Origin of the sequence: Xanthomonas sp. DAR 80977 (assembly GCF_041240605.1) — a bacterium.
Lineage (GTDB): Bacteria > Pseudomonadota > Gammaproteobacteria > Xanthomonadales > Xanthomonadaceae > Xanthomonas_A > Xanthomonas_A bundabergensis.
On record NZ_CP162487.1, the window covers coordinates 1,405,635 to 1,421,009 of the forward strand.

Sequence of the window (15,375 nt, forward strand, 5' to 3'; positions counted from 1 at the left end):
GCGGCGCGGCGCCGCTGCAGTGCGGCGCCGCGCCGCCGGCCGATCACTGCTTCTTCAGGCAGCCGCTCATGAAGGTCTTGCGCGCATCGCCCTGCAGCTTCTGCGTGGCCGCCTTGGCATTGCAGTCCTTCATCCGCTGCTGCGAGGCGTTGCCGGACGCCGGCGCCGCACTGTCGCCGCTGAGGCAGGCCTTCTGCGCGGCCTTGTAGTCGTCGCCTTTCTTGCCCTTGTTCTGGGCCGAGCACTTGGCCATCAACGACTGCTGGGCGGTCTGCGGCTTGGCCGCGGCATCGGCCAACAGCGGGGCGGCGCCCAGGCTCAGCAGCAGGCACATGGCGAGGGAGATGGAACGGGTCATGGCAGTGGTCCGGTCGGGTGGTGCGCGCATCCTGCGCCCGCGGATCTGACCGAACTGTGACTCGGTTCGCTGACCGGCGCACCGGCGTGAGAATCGGTCCGGTGGCTGGCCGCGTTGGAACGTCGCGGCGCGCGCGCCGGGTCGGCATCGGCCAGTTCGACCATCATGCCGACAGGCGGGCCGCCGGCCGCTCCAGCCCGCGCGCGGGCGCAGCGGCTGCCGCCACTGGCCGACGCGCATCCGCACCTCGCACCGCACTCAGACCTGAGCGAACCCGCCGTCCACGAACACTTCGCTACCGGTCATGAAGCTGCTCTCGTCCGACGCCAGGAACAGCGCGGTCGCCGCGACTTCTTCCGCCCGGCCGATGCGGCCCAACGGCAGCTGCGCGGTCATGCCCTCGATGATCGCCTCCTGCTGGCCGGTGCCGGACAGCGCCAGGTCCAGGCCCGGCGTCGAGATCGGCCCCGGCGACAGCACGTTGACGCGAATGCCGGTGCCTTTCAGGTCCAACGCCCAGCTCCTGGCGAAATTGCGCAGCGCAGCCTTGGTGGCGCTGTACACGCTGAATGCCGGTGTGCCCATGCTGCCGGTGGTGGAGCCGGTGAGGATCACCGAAGCGCCGGCGCGCATCAGCGGCAACGCCTTTTGCACGGTGAACAGCGTGCCCTTGACGTTGACGCCGAAGGTGCGATCGAAGGACTCTTCGGTGATCGCGCCGAGCGGCTGGAACTCGCCCAGGCCCGCATTGGCGAACAGCACGTCGATCCGGCCCTTGGCGGCTTCGACCTGGGCGAAGACGCGGTCCAGATCGTCCAGCTTCGCAATGTCGCCCTGAATGGCGATGGCGTCGGCACCGATCAGGCGCAGCGCCTTGTCCAGTTCCTCCTGCCGGCGCCCGACGATGACGACCTGCGCGCCTTCGGCCGCGAAGCGAATCGCGCTCGCCAGGCCGATCCCGCTGTTGCCGCCGGTAACCACTGCAATCTTGCCGTTGAGCCTGCCCATGACGCACTCCAGAGAATGGTGAGGCGCAACTGTAGATCCGGGCTATTATTTTGAATAGTATGCACCATTAGGTAAGTGCCTTCGGAGCGATCGACATCATGGCCAACACCACCCGTTTCAGCTGCGGGCTCGAGGCCGCCCTGGCCATGCTTGGCGGCAAATGGAAACCCCTGGTCCTGTACAACCTGGCCAAGGATGTCCACCGCTACGGCGAGTTGCGGCGCGCGATCGGCGGGGTGACCGACAAGGTGCTGATCCAGCAACTCAAGGAGCTGGAGCGCGACGAAATCGTGGCGCGCATCGACTTCCAGGAAATACCGCCCAAGGTCGAGTATTCGCTGACGCCGTTCGGGCAATCCCTGGCGACTGCGCTGGGAGGGCTGTGCATGTGGGGCACGGAACACATGCAGACGGTCGAACGCATCAGCGAACGCCGCGCGTCCGCCCTCCGCAAATCCGAGTCCGCTGCCTGATCTCCAGTGCGGCGACCGGCATCGGCGCTGGAGGGTCTTGAGGTCCGCGCCTGGCCGTGCGGGCCGGTGGTGCAGGGCGGCAGCGTCGGCGCCGACTGCGGCGCCGGTGCGCGGCAGGCGCCTCGCTCTCGGCGCGGCTACCGGAAGAACTGGCTTGGCGGCTGACCGAACTGGCGCTTGAACATCGCGGTGAACGCGCTGGGGCTGTCGTAGCCGAGCTCGATCGCCACGTCGATGATGCGGTCGCCGGCGGCGAGGCGTTCCAGCCCGCGCAGCAGGCGCAGCTGCTGCCGCCATTGGCCGAAGCTCATCTGCAGCTCGCGCCGGCACAGGCGCTGGATGGTCTTGACGTCCACGCCCAGCCGCGCCGCCCAGGCGTGCAGGGTGGTGGCGTCGGCCGGGTCGGCATCGAGCGCGGCGGCGATGCGCAGCAGGCGCGGATCCTGCGCTTGCGGCAGGTGCAGCGGCAGCGCCGGCAGCGCGTGCAGCTCGTCCAGGATCAGCCGCATCAGGCGCCCGTCGCGCGAGTCGGCAGGGTAGTCCCAGGGCACGCTGGCGGCGCTGCGGATCAGCGCTTCCAGCAGCGGCTCCACCGCCATCACCGACGGCTGCGCCGGCATGCCGGCGATCGCGCCGGGGCGGATGTACAGGCTGCGCATGCCCAGCGTGCCGACGCAGCGCACGCTGTGCACGGTGCCGGCCGGCATCCACAGCGCGCGCGTGCTCGGCACCACCCAGTGGCCCTGGCCGGAACGCACCACCATCAGCCCGTACAGCGCGTAGACCAACTGGTGGCGCGCGTGCCGGTGCGGGGCGATGGCGGTCTCGCTGGGATAGTCGGTGGCCTTGCACACCACGTCGGCGGGGGCGTCGTCCACGCTCCACGCGTGCGGCGCCGTGGCGCTGGCACTGTCCTTTTCTCGACGAGTGGTGGGCATGTTGCGCAGGAAGACCGAAGCGGCTCAGCCTACCATGCGCGCCGTCGCCCATTGCCCGGTCCGTCATGTCCAGCCTGCGTCCCGCCGCCGCCGCCGTTCCCGCCGCCGCCGCACCCCGCCCGGTGGTGGCCGGCGTGCTCGCCGCGATCACCTCCTCGCACCTGATCAACGACATGATGCAGTCGCTGATCCTGGCCCTGTACCCGGTGCTGAAGGGCCAGTTCCAGCTCAGCTTCGCCCAGGTCGGGCTGATCACGCTGACCTACCAGCTCACCGCGTCGCTGTTCCAGCCGCTGATCGGGCTGCGCACCGACCGGCGGCCGGCGCCGTACTCGCTGCCGCTGGGCATGAGCTCCACCCTGTGCGGCCTGCTGTTGCTGGCGTATGCGCCGAGCTTCGCGATGGTGCTGCTGGCCGCGGCGCTGGTCGGGATCGGCTCGGCGATCTTCCATCCGGAATCCTCGCGCATCGCGCGGCTGGCCTCGGGCGGGCGGCATGGGCTGGCGCAATCGGTGTTCCAGGTCGGCGGCAATACCGGCACCGCGCTGGGGCCGCTGATCGCCGCGGCGGTGATCGTGCCCAATGGCCGCCACGCCGTGGCCTGGTTCGGCGCCGCGGCGCTGCTCGGCATCGCCCTGCTGTCCTACGTCGGCCGCTGGTACGCGCTGCACCTGCAGGCGGTGCGCGCCGCGCCGCGGCCCGCCGCGGTGGCGCCGGCGCTGCCGCGCAGGACCGTGGCGCGGATCGTGGCGATCCTGCTGCTGCTGATCTTCTCCAAGTATTTCTACATCGCCGGGCTGAGCAGCTACTACACGTTCTATCTGATCCAGCGCTTCGGCGTGTCGGTGCAGAGCGCGCAGCTGCATCTGTTCGCGTTCCTGCTGGCCTCGGCGCTGGGCACGCTGATCGGCGGCCCGGTCGGCGACCGGATCGGGCGCAAGCCGGTGATCTGGGTGTCGATCCTGGGCGTGGCGCCGTTCGCGCTGGCGCTGCCGTATGTCGGCCTGCACGCGGCGACCGCGCTGACCGTGCTGATCGGCTTCGTGCTGTCCTCGGCGTTCTCGGCGATCCTGGTGTACGCGCAGGAAATGATGCCCGGCCGCATCGGCACCATCTCCGGGCTGTTCTTCGGCTTCGCCTTCGGCATGGGCGGGCTGGGCGCGGCCGTGCTCGGCCTGCTCGCCGACCGCGAGGGCATCGTGTTCGTGTACCAGGCGATGTCCTACCTGCCGCTGCTGGGCATCGTGGCGGCGCTGCTGCCGAGCCGGCGTCCGGCGCCGGCGCATTGAGCGCGGTGCGTCCTTTCGGGGCATAGCAGCGCAAGATCGGGACCGCGCGCGCGCGGTGGGCGCGGCACACTGCGCCGACCTTGCGGAGAGCGGCGATGAGTCCAGCACCTGTGTCTTCCCGGCAGCGCGGCATCGAACGTGCGCTCGCGCACCTGCAGCAGCGGCTGCAGGCGCGCGCGGCCTTGCCCGACCTGGCCGAGCTGGCCGCGGTGGCGCACCAGTCGCCGTTCCATTTCCACCGCGTGTACCGGGCCATGACCGGCGAGACCGTGGGCCGCACCGTGACCCGGCTGCGCCTGCTGTACGCCTTGCAGCTGCTCGCCGGCAGCGCATCGATCACCGAGATCGCGCTGGCCGTGGGCTACGAGACGCCGCAGGCGCTGGCCCGCAGTTTCCGCCATGCGCTCGGCGCCAGCCCCAGCCAGTTGCGCGCCGATCCGGCGGCGCTGGCCGCGCGCTCGCAGGCGCTGGCGCAGCCGCCGCGGCAGGCCGCGGACGCGCCGCCGGCGCCGTTGCAGGTGGCGGTGCAGACCCTGGCGCCGTTCGAGGTGGTGGTGCTGCGCCGGCGCGGCGCCTTCGACGCGCTGGATGCCGGCTTCGGCCGCCTGTTCGCCTGGGCGCAGCGCGCCGGCGTGGCCGAGCGGTTGCAGGCCCTGGTCGGCATTCCGCTCAGCGACCACCGCGACGTGCCCGCGCGCGAGCATGTATTCGAGTGCGCGATGGGTTTCGATGCGGTGGTGACGCCGCCGCCGCCGTTCGCGCTGCGCACGCTGGGCGGCGGCGCCTACGCGGTGCTGCGCCAGGTCGGCAGCTATGCGCAGCTGGAGGACGCGCTGGACCGGGTGCTGGGCGAGTGGCTGCCGGGCAGCGGCTACGCGCTGCGCGATGCGCCGCTGCATTACCTGTACCTGGACGATCCGGACACGGTGGCCGACGCCGAACTGCGCGCCGACGTCTGCGTGCCGGTGCAGCGCGCCTAGTTGGTGTCCTCCACGAACAGCATCTGCGGTGGCGGGTGCATCAGGAACCGCTGGTGCGAGATGTTCCAGGCATAGGCGCCGGCGAGCGGGAACGCCAGGCAGTCGCCCGGCGCCAGCGCCGCCACCGGCTGCGCCCGCGCCAGCACGTCCTTGGGCGTGCACAGCTGGCCGACCAGGGTGACGCGCGCATCGCGCAGCAGCGGCGGCTGCGTGCCGCGCAGCACCAGGAACGGATGGTCGTGGCCTTGCGCGGCCGGGGTGCGGAAGTGGTGGGTGCCGCCGCGGCCGATGGCGAACCATTCGCCATGGCTGCGCTTGATGTCGAGCACCTCCATCAGGTACCAGCCGCAGTTCGCGCTGACGTAGCGGCCCGGCTCCAGGCGCAGGCGCAGGCCGTCGCCATGCGCGCGCAGCAGCGCCGGCAGGCCGGCGCAGAACGTCGCCCAGTCGAACGAGGCGGCCGCATCGGCGTAGTTCACGCCGAAGCCGCCGCCGGCGTTCACCGTCAGCGGCCCCAGCGCATGGGCCTGGCGCCAGCCCTGGACGGCCTGCAGGTAGCCGCCGAGCAGATGCAGCTGCGCCTGCGCGTCGCACTGGTGCGACAGCAGATGGAAGTGGAAGCCGGCCAGCTGCAGCGCCGGGGCCTCGCGCAGCGACTGCAGGGCCGCGTCCAGGTCGAGCGCGTCCAGCCCGAACGGCGACGGCCGCCCGCCCATCATCAGGCGCGTGTCCTGCATGCCCGGCACGGCGATGTTCATGCGCAGGAACAGCGGCACGCGGCGCCCGCCGAGCGCGGCGATGCGCGCCAGCCGCTGCAGTTCGCCCAGGCTCTCCACGTGCAGCGTGCACTCGGCGATCGAGACGGCCAGCTGCAGTTCGCTGTCGAGCTTGCCGGGGCCGCCGAACAGCAGCGGCCGTCCCGGCTGGTGTTCGCGCAGCCACTGCAGCTCGCCGCCGGACGCCGCCTCGAAGCCGTCCACCCACGGCGCCAGCGTGCGCAACAGCGGCGGCTCGGCATTGGCCTTGGCCGCGTAGTAGAGCTCGCAGTCCGCGGGCAGCTGCGCGCGCATCGCCGCGGCATGGCGGCGCAGCGCCGCCAGGTCGTAGACGTAGGCGCACACCGGCGCGTCGCCGCGTTCGCGCAATTGCGCCAGCGCCGCCGCCAGCGGCGCCGGATCGATGTGCAGGCTCATGCCGCGGCCTGCCGCTGCGCCGGCGGCGCGATCGGGTTGGGCAGCAGGGTGTAGTCGGCATGGCGGTCGGCGCGCTGCAGCAGGCGCAGGCGCAGGTTGTTCTTGGCCGGCAGCGGCGCGCCGTCGAGCAGCGCCTGCAGCGCCGGCTGCGCGCCGTGGCGCCGCTGCCAGGCCTGGGCGATCTCGCCGACGATCCGCCACAGTTGCCGTTCGCGGCGGTCGTGGCCGTCGGCCAAGTGGAAGATCGCCTCGGCCAGGTTGTTGACCAGGGCGCAGTAGGCGATCCGGTTCCAGCCCTGTTCGGCGCTGTAGTACAGCGACTGCCGCGCGGTCTCCGACATGCCGTGCAGGCGCGCGGCCGGCCAGCGTGCCGGCAGCAGCTTGGTGCCTTCCAGGTCGCGGATCCAGACCCGCGCCGGCAGGCCGTCCACGCAGCCGATCACGGTGTTCTGCAGGTGCGGCTCGAGCACGATGCCGTAGTCGAACCAGGCGCTCCACACGCCGTCCAGCAGCAGCCGCGCGTAGGCATGGAACCAGGACGCGGTGGCCGCATCCAGGCTGCCGTAGCGGCCCGCCAGCGCCCGCAGCGGCGCCGCGCAGGCGGCATCGCCGCGCGCATCGAGGGTGAACAGCGCGCCGGCCACCTGCGGCTGGAAGCGTAGCCGTTGCGGTGCCGGGATCGCCTGCCGGTAGAGCATGCCGAAGCTTTCGCCGAGTTCGCGGCAGGCCTGCGCGTCGCCGCCCAGCGCGGAGAAATCCAGATCGGTGGCGGCCGGCTCCAGCAACACCTGGAAGCCCGGCACGCGCTGCGCCAGTTCGCGCCAGGCCGGCGCCAGCAGGCGGGTCAGCGCGACCGCGCTTTCCAGTTCGTACCAGGCGTTCTTGCGCACGCAGTTGGTCAGGCGCACATGCACCGACAGCTTGAGGAAATAGTCCAGCTCGGCGTGGTGGAGCGTGCGCACCGAGGAGGTCGGGCGCAGCGCCAGGCCGCGTTCGCCCAGCGGTTCGATCCAGCCGTGCGCCTGCGCCTGGCGCAACAGCGGATGCGCCAGCACGCGCTCGGCTTCCCACGGGTGGCACGGATACAGGTCCGGCCCGGCGCCGGCCTGCGCCAGCGTGGCGCGCACGTCCAGGCCCTGTGCGCGGTACAGGCGCGGGTCGATGCGGAACCAGAACAGCGGAAACTGGCTGCGCGCTTCCGGCGCGCAGGCCAGCACCTGCGCCAGCGGCACGCCTTCGCGGCTCTTCGGCGTCGGGTGCAGCGCGTGCCCCCACAGCATCGATTGTTCGGCATCGATCATCGCCTCGCCGCTGGGCGCGGCGGCCTCGGCGCAGCGCAGCAGCTGTGCGGTCACCGCGATGCTGTTGTCGCTCTGCGCCAGCAACTCGGCATTGAACGCCTCGCCGTCGGCCAGTTCCTGCAACAGCAGGCGCACCAGCGCGGCCGCGTCCAGGCAGTGCCACGGCTGTCCGTTGGCCTTGAGGTAGGGTGCCGAGTCGAAACGGCAGCGGCCCAGCGTGTCGGCCTGGGCCAGGCGGATGCACAGCATGGCGCCCGAGGGCAGGCGCAGGCGCAGCCAGCGCTCGCCGGCCGTGGCGATGCCGGGACGGTCCAGGCCGCGGTAGTCGAACTCGGCCTGGCCGCGGCCGATCGCCACTTCGCGCAGGTAACAGTTGAGCCAGCAGGTGATCGCCTGCGCCTGCGCCAGGCTGTCGTACCACGGGTCGTGCAGCGGTTCATGCATCGCGAGCTGGGACATGCGCGGTTCTCCGGACGGAAGTGAGCGAGAGGGCCGGCGCCAGCGCCAGCAGGGCCGCGGCGGTCGCGGCGAGGAACGGCACGGCCAGGCCGTGGCCTTGCACCAGGGCGCCGGCGAGCGCGCCGCCGGCCACGCCAGCGTATTTGCCGAACGCGTCGAAGCGGCCGAACAGCTGCCCGGCGGCGTGCGTGCCGGCCACGCCGGCGAGGCTGCGGTTGAGCCCGCGCAGCGCCATCCACATGCCCACGCCGAACAGCAGGCGCGCGCCGATCAGCCAGCCCGGCGCGTGCAGCGTGGCCTGCAGCAGGCAGGCCAGCGCGAACAGCGCCAGCCCGGCCGGCAGCGGCGAGGCGCGCTGCTCGCTGCCGCGCCAGCACGGCAGCAGCACCAGGTAGACCAGGTGCGGCAGGCTGTACAGCAGGCCCGCGGCGGCGGCGCTGCCGATGCCCTGCGCCTGCGCGTACGGCAGGAAATACGGGAAGGTCACCACCATCGCGAAGCAGAACAGGAACTGCGTGCTCCACAGCGCCCAGCGCTGCCGGCGCCGGCTGGCGTCGTCGTGCGCGTCGGCATGCGCCGCCGCGGCGGCATGGCGTGGCCGCGGCGGGTCGGCCGGCAGCCGCCAACTCAGCGCGAAGGCGAGCAGCGGCAGCAGCGCCAGGTAGCGGTACAGCGATTGCGCCGGACCCAAGGTGCTGGCCAGGCCGAGCAGCGCCGGCGCGGTGACCATCGCCAGCCGCGCCGAGAACTGGGTCCAGTCCAGCGCGCGCGCCAGCGGCCCGGTGCGCGCCTGCGTGGTCAGATAGGCGTTGGTCGCCGCCAGCGAGCCGCCGCAGGCGCCCTGCACGACCAGTCCGGCCACCAGCCAGCCCAGGTCCGGGGCGAAGCCGGCCATCGCGAAGCCCAGCGCCAGGCCGAGCTGCGCGCGCAGCAGCGAGCGCTTGCGCCCGTAGCGGTCGGCCAGCCGGCCCCAGGCGCTGGCGGTGAGCGCGGTGCACAGCGTCGGCAGCACGTACAGCACGCCGCTCCAGCCGATCGCCGCGCCCGGCGCCAGCTGCTCCAGCACGCGCGGCAGGAACAGCGGCATGCCCAGCGCGGTGAACGCGGCCAGGTAGTGCGCGGCCAGCACCGGGCCGAGGATCCGCCTCATCGCGATGCTCCGTGCGCCAGTACCGCGGCCTGCGCTGGCAACGGGGCAAGCGGCGACGCCGTCGCGGCAAAGTCCTCGCGCAGCAGATTGGGCGCGCTGTCGCCGTAGAACTTGTTGATGTCGGCGGCGCCGGTGATCTGCTTGCCGAGCAGGCTGCCGGCACTGAGCAGGTACTTCACCGGCAGCCGCGGCGCCGCCAGCAGCGCCTGCGCCGGCGCGGTGTCGATGCCTTCGGCTTGCAGCTCGCGCAAGGTGCCGTGCAGGCGCGCGCGCAGGCGCGCGTACAGCGGCGCGCGCAGTGCGGGCTGCGTTGCGGCCAGGCCTTCCAGCACCGCCTGCAGGTCGAGCTGCAGGATGATGGTGCAGAACATCCGCGCCAGCGCGGCCTCGTCGTCCACCGCGATGCGCGCGTCGCGCGGCGGCCCCAGTTGCGCCAGCTGCGGCCGCTGCGCATACAGCCGCGACAGCTTCACCCGCGCCGCGTCGTTGTCCTTCAGCAGCAGCCGCGGCGCGCGGCCGGGGGCGTAGATCAGCACGCTGTTCTGCTGGTTGGCCTCCAGCGCGATGCCGTAGCGCAGCCACAGCCGCAGGTGCACCTGGCACATCAACCCGAGGTAGGCGTCCCACCATGCGTGCAGGTCGCCGCCGTGGAAGCGCTCGGCCAGGTGCAGCGCCAGCGCGCGGCCGTCCGGCATCGCCGCGCACAGGCCGGCCACCGGCACCAGCGTCGCCTCCGGCAACGGCGGATAGCGGCGCAACAGATAGGCCAGGTGGCGCGCCTCGCCGACCTGGCCGGCGTGGGATTCGTCCACGTGCAGGTAGCGCGTGGCCAAGGCCGGATCGTCGCTGGCGATGGCGCGCAGCACGCGTTCGAACCAGTGCCCGTCGTACAGCGTGGACGGCTTGATCAGGCGCAGGTTGAGCGCGCCCAGGGTGCGCATCGGCAGCGGCAGCTTGAGGTGGTGGTCGGGATGCTCCAGCGGGATCACCGTGCGCACCGACAGCGACGGACGCACCTGCAGCCATGGCTGCGGCGCGGCGATCGCGCCGTCGGGCAGCGCGAAGCCGTCTTCGCCCAGGCGCGTGAAGGTCAGCGGGTGCAGCGGCCAGGCGACGTGGCTGGCGTCCAGCGCCGGCGCCAGCCCGAGCATGCTCGGGCGCGGCCAGAATGCCGGCGGCGGCGTGGTCTGCGTGGCCTCGGTCGCCGGCAGCGCCAGCCAGCGCAGCGCGAAGCGTGGCGCGAACTCGGGCGCGTAGTGCGGCAGCTGCGCGTCGTCCAGCCCGGCCTTGGCGCGCGCGGTCGGGTAGAACGGATGGTCGCGATGGCTGGCCAGCTGTTCGCAGCGGTAGGCGCGTTCGTGCGCATCGGCCGCGTCCAGCGCGGCGGCCAGCAGCGGGCGCTGTTGCGCGTAGGCCTGCCGCGCCAGCCCACGCTGGCGCACCGCGCAGTCCGCTTCGTCGGCATAGGCGCGGTGCAGATGCTGCGTGTCCGCGTCCAACCCCGCGCTCATCCGTGCCAGCCAGGTGTCGGCGCCGGATTCGAAGGCGATGCGTTCGCCATCGCGCAGCAGCCAGCCGTCGCTGCAGGCGCTGAGTTCCTGCAGGTAGCCGCGGCGTTGCAGCGGCAGCCACAGCTCGCCGTCGGGCAGGTGCGCGATGCGCCACCAGATCGCGCTGGGCAGCGGCGCCGGCCAGGCCGCGAGCAGCGCCGGCGGCGGCGTGGCCGCGGCGCCGCGGCTGACGATGCCGCGCAGGTCTTCGCGCAGGCAGGCGTCGATGATGCGCAGGTCGATGTAGCGGCGGTCGTCCAGGGTCATGGCCGCACTCCCGCGCCGGCCTCGATCCGCCAGTGCAACGGCGCCTCGGCCGCGGCCAGCGCGCGTTGCAGGTCGGGCGCGGCGTCGGCGAGCACGTCCAGCGCGCCCAGGTAGTCCTTGTTGGAGTGGCTGAGGCGGATGCTGTCGCCGGGTTGCCGCAGGCGCCGGTAGCGCGCCTCCCAGTGCGTGCCGGTGCAGGCCTGGTCGTCGCTGGCCGTGGCCAGGGTGCCTTCGGCATCGGCGACGTAGTAGCGCACCAGCGCGTGTTCGCGCTGCGCGCGCAGCGTCGGCAACGGCTGCCCCAGGTGCAGGCCGAGCACGCTGTCGAACCAGCGTCCGCCGAACATGCGGTCGAGCAGGAATTCGCGGCCGTCGCCGATGCTGCGGTAGTTGATCTCCACCAGCACCGGTCCGTCCGCGGTGAGGATGAATTCGCTGTGGCAGGCGCCGAAGCCGATGCCGAACGCCTGCAGCTGCGCCAGCGCCTGGCGCAGCGCCGGGGTGTCGGGATCGCCGCGCCAGCTGGCCTCGCATTCGACGAAATGCGGCGGCGGCGACAGGCGCACGTCGAAGCCGCCCAGCGCCTGCAGGCGCTGCCCGTCGCCGAGCGTTTCCAGGGTGAACAAGGGGCCTTGCAGCACGCTCTCCAGCAACACGCTGCGCTGCGGATGGCGTTGCCAGAAGTCTTCGAGATAGGCCTGCAGCGCGGCGGCGTCGGCGCAATGGCGCACGTCCAGGCTGGCCACGCCTTCGCGCGGCTTGGCGATCAGTGGCCATGGCGCCTGCGCCGGCAGCGGCGCGCCCGGCGCCAGGCTGCAGAACCACGGCGCCGGCAGGCCGCGCGCGCGCAGCCGCTGGCGCATCGCGGCCTTGTTCTTGGCCGCATAGCAGACCTGCCAGTCCTTGCCCGGCAGTCCCAATGCGGCGGCGACCAGCGCGGCGCTGGTCTGCAGATGGTCGCTGTTGCTGAACACCGCGCGCGGCTGTACTTGCGCGGTGCTGAGCAGGTCGAGCACGCCGAGCGGATTGAACACGTCGCACTCCAGCACCTGCACCGGCACCGCCGGCGGATGCCGGCGGAAGTGCGCCAGGTGCGCGTGGCCGTGGTCGGTCAGCAGCAGCACCGGCACGCCCAGGCGCTGCGCGGCGGGGACGAAGCCATCGGTCACCGCCGGATGGCAGACGTGGCTCAGGATCAGCAGGGGAGCGTCATGCGGGGTCATGATCGGTTCTCGTTCGGAAGACGGGGACGGACGCGCGCGACGCCGCGCGCGGCCGCGATCGGGCGGACACGGGAGAGCAAGCCGCGGCTGCGGCGGATCCAGGAGTTGCCTGGCGCACGCATCGGGCGCGCGCTGGGTGCGCGGCGAACGCGGCCGCGTTCGCCGTAAAGGCCCGCGTCTCCCGCGGGCGGCGGCGCGCCGGGTGGCGCGCGGTGCTGCAAACGCTAGCGCCGTCGTCCGGCGGCAGCGGCGATCAGAAGCGGTATTCCAGGCCGACGGTGACGCTGCGGCCCGGGGCCGGCTGCCGGCCCCAGGGACTGGTGTCGATGCCGCGGTACCAGTAGTTGCGATCGAACAGGTTGTTCACCGCCAGCGACGCGCTGAGCTTGCCGCTGTCGCGCTCGCTCAGCACCTGGCTCAGCTGCGCGTTCCAGACCCAGTACGCCGGCAGTTCGCCGACCGAGCCGATCGCGTTTTCCTGCACGGTATTGGCCGCATCGCTGAAGGCGCGGCTGAAGTAATAGCCCGACACTGCGACCGTGGTGTGACCGGGCTGGTAGGCGGCGCCGAGGCTGAACTGGTTGCGCGAGGTGTAAGGCACCCGCTTGCCGTCGTAGACGCCCGATTCCTGGCGCGCGTCCAGGTAGGCGTAACCGGCGTTGAAGGTCAGTGCACGCAGCTGCGCCGGGCTCCACTGCAGTTCCACCTCGCCGCCCTGGTGACGGGTCTTGCCGAGGTTGCGGTAGGTGCGGGTGGTGTTGTCGAGCTGGATCTGCTGGTCGAAGTCGATCAGGTAGCCGCCGAACTGCACGCGGGTGCGTTCGTTGGGCTGGTAGCGCGCGCCGGCCTCGTAGTTCCAGGCCAGCTCGGCGTCGAGGTTGTCGCCGTAGATGATCTGCGTGACCTGCGGCGCGCGCAGCGAGCGCTGCCCGTCGGCGTACAGGTACCACTGCGGCGTGGCCTGGAAACCCAGGGTCAGGCCGGGCAGCACGTCGCTGGTCTTGTTGCGCGTGCTGGCGCCGCTGGCGAGGTTGTAATAGCGCGAATCCACCCGTTCGTAGCGCAGTCCGGGGGTGATGGTGACGCGGTCGCCGGCCAGCCCGATCGCATCGCTGACGTAGGCGGCGGCGCCGCGGTCCTTGAAGCGCCAGTCGCGCACCAGGGTGTACACCCCGTCGCTCAGGCGGGTGTTGCCGACCAGGAAGTCGATGTCTTCGTTGATCGCGCGCGCGCCGACGGTCCATTGCTGGCTTACCGCACCGGAGCCCATCTTCCAGCTCAGCCGCGGTTCGCTGCCGTAGACCTTGAAGTCGCGCGGGGCGCTCTGCCGCAACTGCGGCGGCAGGTCGGGGCGCCAGGTCTCGCTGGACGCCGAGCGCATGCCGACGACGAAGTTGCGGCTGCTGCGCGCGCTGAAGTTGCTCCAGTCCAGGCGCAGGTCCTGCAGCGGGCCGAGGTCGCCGAACTCCTGCTGGTAGACCAGCGACGCGCGCGTGGTGCGGCCGGTGAATGCGTCGAGCGGCCGCGTCGACTGGCGCGTGTCGCGCAGATAGTCGGCGGTCGACAGGGCGCCGGCCATGTCCATGTCGGCCACGTAGCGCTGCACGCTGGCCTTGAGCAGCTTGTCCGGCGCCAGCCACCATTCGGCGCGCAGGCGCAGGTTCTTGATGTCGGTGTCGCTGTGCTCGCGCCAGTACTCGCCCTTGGTCCAGTTCGCGTCCAGTTGCAGGCCGAACGTATCGCTGGCGTAGCCGCCGGTGCTGATCGCGGTGTCGCCCAGGTAGTGCCCCGCGCCACCGGCGGTGACCTTCTGCCCCAGGGTGGTGGTCCAGGCCGTGGGGATGTCCGGGCTGATCAGGTTGATCACGCCGCCGACGTTGTTGGGGCCGTACTGCACCGCCGCGCCGCCGCGCACGATGTCGATGCGGTCGACTTGGTTCAGGCCGACCGGGAACAGCGACAGGCTGGTCTGCCCGTACGGCGCCAGCGCCAGCGGAATGCCGTCCTCGAGCACCTGCACGCGGCCGCTGCGGCTCTCGTACAGGCCGCGCAGCATGATCTGCGGCAGCGCGCCGGTGCCGGTCTCGTCGAACACCTTGATCCCCGGCACGCGCTGCAGCGCGTCGTCCAGCGAGCGGTTGGCGCCGTTGCGCAACTGCGCGCTGTCGATCACCTGGCGGCTGCCAGCGTAATGCTGCACGTCCTGCACGGTGGAGCGGCCGAGCAGGCTGCCCTGCACCTGCACGGTGTCGAGCTGGCGGATCCGCGCCGCCGCGTCCTGCGGGTCCTGCGGGTCCTGCGCCTGCTGGGCGATGGCCGCGGACGGGGCGAGCAGGGCGACGCCGACGGCGAGGGCCAGCAACGAAGGGGGAAGCGAAACGGTCAAGGCGAAGACTCCGGGGAACGAAGGATCAATGCGCGCGCAGCTCGGCGGCGTGCTGGCGCAGCGCGGATTGCAGCAGCGCGCGGTCTTCGCCGGCGAACAGCCACTGCAGGTCCGCCTGCGCCAGCCAATGCCGGCGTTGCGCCGCGTCGCGCGGATTGGGACAGAACGGGATGCCGGCGTCGGCGCAGGCCGCGGCGATGGCCAGCAACTGCGCCCACACCTGCGGATGGGTCGGCTGCGGGCCGACGCCCAGATCCAGCGCCAGGTCGAGCGCGCCTTCCATCACCAGCGACACGCCCGGCACCTGCAGGATCTGCGGCAGCGCCCGCACGCCGGCCGCGCTTTCGATCATCGGCACCACGCGCAAGGTGTGCCGGGTGCGCTCGATGTAGTCGGCCAGGGCGACGCTGCCGAAGCCGGTGACGCGGCCGCCGCTGATGCCGCGCCGGCCGCGCGGCGGGAAATGCGCGGCGGCGACCGCGCGTTCGGCCTGCTCGGCGCTTTCCAGTCCGGCCAGCACCACGCCGCGCGCGCCGGCGTCGAGCACCCGGCCGATCAGCTTGGCATCGACCTCGGGCACGCGTACCCAGGCTTCGCAGCCGCCGAGCTCGCAGGCGCGGATCGCGTGTTCCAGTTCGGCCGGCGAGCGCAGCACGTGCTCCAGGTCGAGCACCGCGAAGTCGTAGCCGAGATGGCCGAACATCTCGCACAGCAACGGGCTGGGTACCGAATTGAGCAACCCGATCTTGCAAGCCATGGGGGAGGGGCGAGCGTGGCTGGGGTAGGGGCTGCAATCCTGG

13 protein-coding genes are annotated in these 15,375 nt (G+C 72.2%); 3 read left to right on the top strand and 10 right to left on the bottom strand.

Going from position 1 to position 15,375, the window contains the following annotated elements:
• Nucleotides 1-43: 43 nt before the first annotated feature.
• Nucleotides 44-358: a PsiF family protein gene (locus AB3X10_RS05950; protein ID WP_369979901.1), complete on the bottom strand. Its 315-nt coding sequence runs from the start codon at nucleotides 356-358 to the stop codon at nucleotides 44-46.
• A 258-nt stretch (nucleotides 359-616) separates the two neighbouring features.
• On the bottom strand, nucleotides 617-1,366 hold the full coding sequence (locus AB3X10_RS05955; RefSeq protein ID WP_369979904.1) for an SDR family NAD(P)-dependent oxidoreductase: 750 nt from the start codon (nucleotides 1,364-1,366) through the stop codon (nucleotides 617-619).
• A gap of 98 nt (nucleotides 1,367-1,464) precedes the next feature.
• Here AB3X10_RS05955 and AB3X10_RS05960 point away from each other — a divergent pair, with 98 nt between their 5' ends.
• Entirely contained in the window at nucleotides 1,465-1,839 is a 375-nt protein-coding gene (locus AB3X10_RS05960) for a winged helix-turn-helix transcriptional regulator (RefSeq protein ID WP_369979905.1), read from the top strand.
• 137 nt (nucleotides 1,840-1,976) lie between these two features.
• On the opposite strand, the gene AB3X10_RS05965 is transcribed toward AB3X10_RS05960, so the two are convergent.
• Nucleotides 1,977-2,777 carry a helix-turn-helix transcriptional regulator gene (locus AB3X10_RS05965; RefSeq protein ID WP_369979907.1) on the bottom strand — a complete coding sequence of 267 codons (801 nt, stop codon included), beginning with the start codon at nucleotides 2,775-2,777 and terminating at the stop codon, nucleotides 1,977-1,979.
• A 65-nt stretch (nucleotides 2,778-2,842) separates the two neighbouring features.
• Here AB3X10_RS05965 and AB3X10_RS05970 point away from each other — a divergent pair, with 65 nt between their 5' ends.
• On the top strand, nucleotides 2,843-4,066 hold the full coding sequence (locus tag AB3X10_RS05970) for an MFS transporter (protein ID WP_369979909.1): 1,224 nt from the start codon (nucleotides 2,843-2,845) through the stop codon (nucleotides 4,064-4,066).
• A 95-nt stretch (nucleotides 4,067-4,161) separates the two neighbouring features.
• Nucleotides 4,162-5,046, top strand: a complete 885-nt coding sequence (locus tag AB3X10_RS05975; protein WP_369979911.1) for an AraC family transcriptional regulator — start codon at nucleotides 4,162-4,164, stop codon at nucleotides 5,044-5,046.
• On the opposite strand, the gene AB3X10_RS05980 is transcribed toward AB3X10_RS05975, so the two are convergent.
• The 7 genes from AB3X10_RS05980 to AB3X10_RS06010 all read right to left on the bottom strand — a co-directional run bounded on the left by AB3X10_RS05980 (nucleotide 5,043) and on the right by AB3X10_RS06010 (nucleotide 15,332).
• Nucleotides 5,043-6,239 (bottom strand): type III PLP-dependent enzyme, encoded by a 1,197-nt coding sequence (locus tag AB3X10_RS05980; protein ID WP_369979913.1) that lies wholly within the window; start codon nucleotides 6,237-6,239, stop codon nucleotides 5,043-5,045. The genes AB3X10_RS05975 and AB3X10_RS05980 overlap by 4 nt on opposite strands.
• A complete protein-coding gene (locus AB3X10_RS05985) occupies nucleotides 6,236-7,984 on the bottom strand; it encodes an IucA/IucC family siderophore biosynthesis protein (RefSeq protein ID WP_369981676.1) in 1,749 nt (582 codons plus the stop codon). The genes AB3X10_RS05980 and AB3X10_RS05985 overlap by 4 nt, the downstream gene beginning before the upstream one ends.
• On the bottom strand, nucleotides 7,977-9,149 hold the full coding sequence (locus AB3X10_RS05990; RefSeq protein WP_369979915.1) for an MFS transporter: 1,173 nt from the start codon (nucleotides 9,147-9,149) through the stop codon (nucleotides 7,977-7,979). Before AB3X10_RS05990 ends, AB3X10_RS05985 begins: the two co-directional genes overlap by 8 nt.
• On the bottom strand, nucleotides 9,146-10,966 hold the full coding sequence (locus AB3X10_RS05995) for an IucA/IucC family protein (protein WP_369979917.1): 1,821 nt from the start codon (nucleotides 10,964-10,966) through the stop codon (nucleotides 9,146-9,148). Before AB3X10_RS05995 ends, AB3X10_RS05990 begins: the two co-directional genes overlap by 4 nt.
• The gene (locus tag AB3X10_RS06000) at nucleotides 10,963-12,189 is read right to left on the bottom strand and encodes an ATP-grasp domain-containing protein (RefSeq protein ID WP_369979919.1); all 1,227 of its coding nucleotides are present in this window, start codon (nucleotides 12,187-12,189) and stop codon (nucleotides 10,963-10,965) included. Before AB3X10_RS06000 ends, AB3X10_RS05995 begins: the two co-directional genes overlap by 4 nt.
• Nucleotides 12,190-12,442: 253 nt before the next feature.
• Nucleotides 12,443-14,503 (bottom strand): TonB-dependent receptor family protein, encoded by a 2,061-nt coding sequence (locus tag AB3X10_RS06005; protein WP_369981678.1) that lies wholly within the window; start codon nucleotides 14,501-14,503, stop codon nucleotides 12,443-12,445.
• Between the two features lie 97 nt (nucleotides 14,504-14,600).
• A complete protein-coding gene (locus AB3X10_RS06010; RefSeq protein WP_369979920.1) occupies nucleotides 14,601-15,332 on the bottom strand; it encodes an HpcH/HpaI aldolase family protein in 732 nt (243 codons plus the stop codon).
• Nucleotides 15,333-15,375: the final 43 nt, after the last annotated feature.